Annotated in this window: 3 protein-coding genes and 1 pseudogene; 2 read left to right on the top strand and 2 right to left on the bottom strand. The window is 71.2% G+C overall.

The features are described from left to right. The first annotated feature begins 314 nt into the window (after positions 1 to 314). Complete coding sequence (locus A612_RS07990; RefSeq protein WP_019373982.1) at positions 315 to 1781, top strand: acetyl-CoA hydrolase/transferase family protein; 1467 nt, start codon at positions 315 to 317, stop codon at positions 1779 to 1781. Between the two features lie 45 nt (positions 1782 to 1826). On the opposite strand, the gene A612_RS07995 is transcribed toward A612_RS07990, so the two are convergent. Continuing rightward, a complete protein-coding gene (locus tag A612_RS07995) occupies positions 1827 to 2981 on the bottom strand; it encodes an ABC transporter substrate-binding protein (RefSeq protein ID WP_019373983.1) in 1155 nt (384 codons plus the stop codon). Between the two features lie 222 nt (positions 2982 to 3203). On the opposite strand from A612_RS07995, the gene A612_RS08000 reads away from it, so the two are divergent. After that, positions 3204 to 3644 carry a hotdog fold thioesterase gene (locus A612_RS08000; protein WP_019373984.1) on the top strand — a complete coding sequence of 147 codons (441 nt, stop codon included), beginning with the start codon at positions 3204 to 3206 and terminating at the stop codon, positions 3642 to 3644. Between the two features lie 25 nt (positions 3645 to 3669). Here the strand turns inward: A612_RS08000 and A612_RS17885 are convergent. Beyond that, positions 3670 to 3803 (bottom strand): annotated as a pseudogene (locus tag A612_RS17885) (cob(I)yrinic acid a,c-diamide adenosyltransferase); the annotation flags it as partial.

A 3803-nucleotide genomic window follows, 5' to 3' on the forward strand; every position in this document is an offset into this window, starting at 1 on the left:
CGCTGGCCGTCGGCCGCGCCAAAATGGTGCGCCTCCATGGACTGGCGGCAGGACGGGCAGGCGATCGGGGCGGCGGTGCTCATGGTGTGTCGGATCGTAAACAAGGGGAATCCTATCCGGGTAAACCCTGGCTAAGATGGAGGTGCAGCTGTTCCTGCGGGAATGCCTGCCCTTTTCTCCGTTCTTCTTCGTTTCCCGGCCGCAAGGCCTGTCGTGTGGAGTTGCCTGCCGTGTCTGCCCTTCCCGCCCCCGCCCCGTCGATTCGCCCGGATGCCAGCGCGCGCATCCAGCACGCCGGGCTGGCCGCCCGGCTCATGGATGCCCACCAGGCGGCCGCGCTGATTCCCGCCGGCAGCACGCTGGGCATGAGCGGCTTCACGGGCTCCGGCCATCCGAAGCTGGTGCCGCAGGCGCTGGCCGCGCGCATCGAGGCCGAGCATGCGGCCGGTCGGCCGTTCAAGGTGAACGTCTGGACCGGCGCCTCGACCTCGCCCGAACTCGACGGCGCGCTCGCCAAGGTCGGCGGCATGGCCCAGCGCCTGCCGTTCCAGTCCGACCCGCTGTGCCGCGAGCGCATCAACGCCGGCGCGATCGACTATGTGGACATCCACCTGTCGCACGTGGCGCAGCAGGCCTGGTTCGGCTTTCTGGGCCCGCTGGACGTGGCGGTGGTCGAGGTGCTGGGCATCCTGCCCGACGGGCGCCTGATCCCCTCGGCGGCGGTGGGCAACAACAAGACCTGGCTGGACATCGCCAGGCACGTGATCCTGGAGGTCAACACCCTGCCGCCGGCCGAGCTGGAGGGCATGCACGACATCTACTACGGCACCGCCATCCCGCCGCGGCGCAAGCCCATCCACCTGGAGCACGCCACCGAGCGCATCGGCGAGCCCTACCTGCGCGTCGATCCGGACAAGGTCATCGCCGTGGTCCCCACGCACCACCCCGACCGGCACACCGCCTTCGCCAAGCCGGACGCGGATTCCCGGGCGATCGCCGCGCACATCATCGACTTCCTGGGCCACGAGGTCAGGAAGGGCCGCCTGCCCAAGAACATGCTGCCGCTGCAGTCGGGCGTGGGCAACGTCGCCAATGCCGTGCTGGCGGGGCTGCTGGACGGGCCCTTCGAGGAGCTGCTGGGTTTTTCCGAGGTGCTGCAGGACGGGATGCTGGAGCTGCTGCGCACCGGCAAGATGCGCGCCGCCTCGGCCACGGCGATCTCGCTAAGCCACGAGGCACAGCGCGAATTCACCGAGAACATTGCCTTTTATCGCGAGCGCATCGTGCTGCGCTCGCAGCAGATCAGCAACCACCCGGAGCTGGTGCGCCGCCTGGGCGTGATCGCCATGAACGCCATGATCGAGGCCGACATCTACGGCAACGTCAACTCCACCCACATCATGGGCTCGGCGATGATGAACGGCATCGGCGGCTCGGGCGACTTCGCGCGCAATGGCTACCTGTCGTTCTTCGTCACGCCGTCCACCGCCAAGGGCGGGGCGATCTCCTGCATCGTGCCCATGGTCTCGCACGTGGACCACACCGAGCACGACACGCAGATCATCGTCACCGAACAGGGTCTGGCCGACCTGCGCGGCCTCAGCCCCCGCCAGCGCGCGCAGGTGATCATCGACCGCTGCGCCCATCCCGATTGGCGCCCGCTCCTGCAGGACTACTTTGACCGCGCGCGCCGCAGCGGCGCGCAGCACACGCCGCACCGCCTGGCCGAGGCGCTGTCGTGGCACCAGCGCTTCCTGGACACGGGCAGCATGCGCCCCTGAGCCCGGCCTCCAGCCCCGCCGGGCCGCAGCCGCCGGCCCCGGGGATCAGCCGATGAAGCGCCCGGTGTTGCCGAGCACCCCCAGCTCGATGTAGCGCGAGCCCACGTAGGGCGGCTGGCCATAATCCACCACGAAACCGCCCAGGTCGAGGTTGCGGATGCTCGCCAGGCCGGCGCGCAGCTTGGCCTGCGTCGGCTCCTTGCCAGCGCGCTCGAGCCCTTCGAGCAGCACGCGCGCGTTCAGGTAGGCCTCCAAGCTGCCCTGCGAGAACTCGGTGTGGCCCTGCGCGCGCATCGCCGCCTGGTAGTCGCGCACCAGCTGCAGCTTGCTGCTGTGCGGATTGGGCACCACCATGGTCAGCGCGATCCCGCTGGCGGCGTCGCCCAGCTGCGGCAGGCTCGCGCCCGGCAGCGTGACGCTCACGCCCGCCATCAGCACACCCGGCAGCTGCGTCTTGATGCCGCGCACCAGCTCCACCGACACCGTCCCGGCGGTGGCCAGCAGCACCGCCGAGGGCCGGGCCGCAGCCAGCTCCGCCAGCGCCTTGGCGAGGTTGCTGCCATCCGTGGCGACGGCCACCTGCGCCACCGGCTTGCGCCCCAGCGCGCCCAGGGCGCCGGTGCCGACTTCCAGCAGCTCGCGCCCGTAGCCGTTGTCCAGGTAGGCGATGGCCAGCCCCTTCAGGCCCATGCCGGTCAGGCGGTCGATCAGGCGCAGCACCTCGTCGGTGTAGCTGGCGCGCACGTGAAAGACGTTGCGCGAGGGCTTGCGCAGCGAGGCGGCGCCGGTGATCGGTCCCAGGTGCGGCATTCCGGCCTCTTCCAGCAGCGGCGCGATCGCCGTGTTGTTGGGCGTGCCGACGCACGACAGCAGCGCCAGCGCGCTGCCCTGGCCGATGACCTGGCGCACGTTCGCCAGCGTGCGCTCGGGCTCGTAGCCGTCGTCGAGGATCTGCAGCTGCACGCTGCGCCCCTGCACGCCGCCGCGCGCGTTGGCATGGGCGATGGCGGCGCCCGCCCCCTGCTGGATGTCCGTGCCGAAGCCCACCAGCGGCCCGCTCAGCGGCGCCGAGCAGGCGATCGTGACGGCACGCGCCGTGACGCCGGGCGCGTCCTGCGCGCGGGCAGGCCCGTGGAGGAAGGGGACGGCCGCCAGGGCAGTACCGCGGCAGGCAAGGGAGACGAATTGACGGCGTTGCATGTTCTTTGGTTCGGAGACTGCAGGAGGGTTCGACAAGGCGGGCCGTGGCGCCACGCCGGCCGCCGGAGGGTCGGTGATGGTCGCCCCGCGCCCGGGGGCGACTGTAGCGCCGGCGACAGGGTCATGCCAGCGGGCGCCAATAATGGGGTCCTTGCCGAAGCGGCCGCACCCGCCGGCCTCTCCCTGCCACTGCTTTCTTTTCCCGTCAATCAACCCCTTGCCATGGCCCTCTGGACCCGCCCTATCACCGTCGAACAGCTCAACGCCCTGGGCGCCAACACCGCCGTCTCGCACCTGGGCATCGAATTCACCGAGATCGGCGACGACTGGCTGCGCGCCCGCGTGCCGGTAGACGAGCGCACGCGCCAGCCCTACGGCCTGCTGCACGGCGGCGTGAGCGTGGTGCTGGCGGAGACCATGGGCTCGGTCGGCGCGGCCTGCTCCTGCCCGCCGGGTCACCGCGCCGTCGGCCTGGACATCAACGCCAACCACCTGCGCGCCGTCACCAGCGGCTGGGTGACCGGCACCGCCCGCCCGGTACACATCGGCCGCACCACCCAGGTCTGGCAGATCGACCTGGCCAACGAGGCGGGCGAGCTGGTCTGCGTCTCGCGCATCACCATGGCGATCCTCGCGCCGCGCCCGGGCGCCGAGGGCGGCTGAAGCACGGGGCCGGGCCGCGCCCCGGCTACCCTTCCTCGCGCCCGTGGCGCGCCACGCGCTCGCTCTTCCAGTAGACGTCGTCCCCACCGTCCATCCGGTTGAGCACGCGCGCCAGCACGAACAGCAGGTCCGACAGCCGGTTCAGGTACCGGCGGGGGG

Origin of the sequence: Melaminivora alkalimesophila (assembly GCF_000282995.1) — a bacterium.
In the GTDB taxonomy this organism is placed as follows: domain Bacteria; phylum Pseudomonadota; class Gammaproteobacteria; order Burkholderiales; family Burkholderiaceae_C; genus Melaminivora; species Melaminivora alkalimesophila.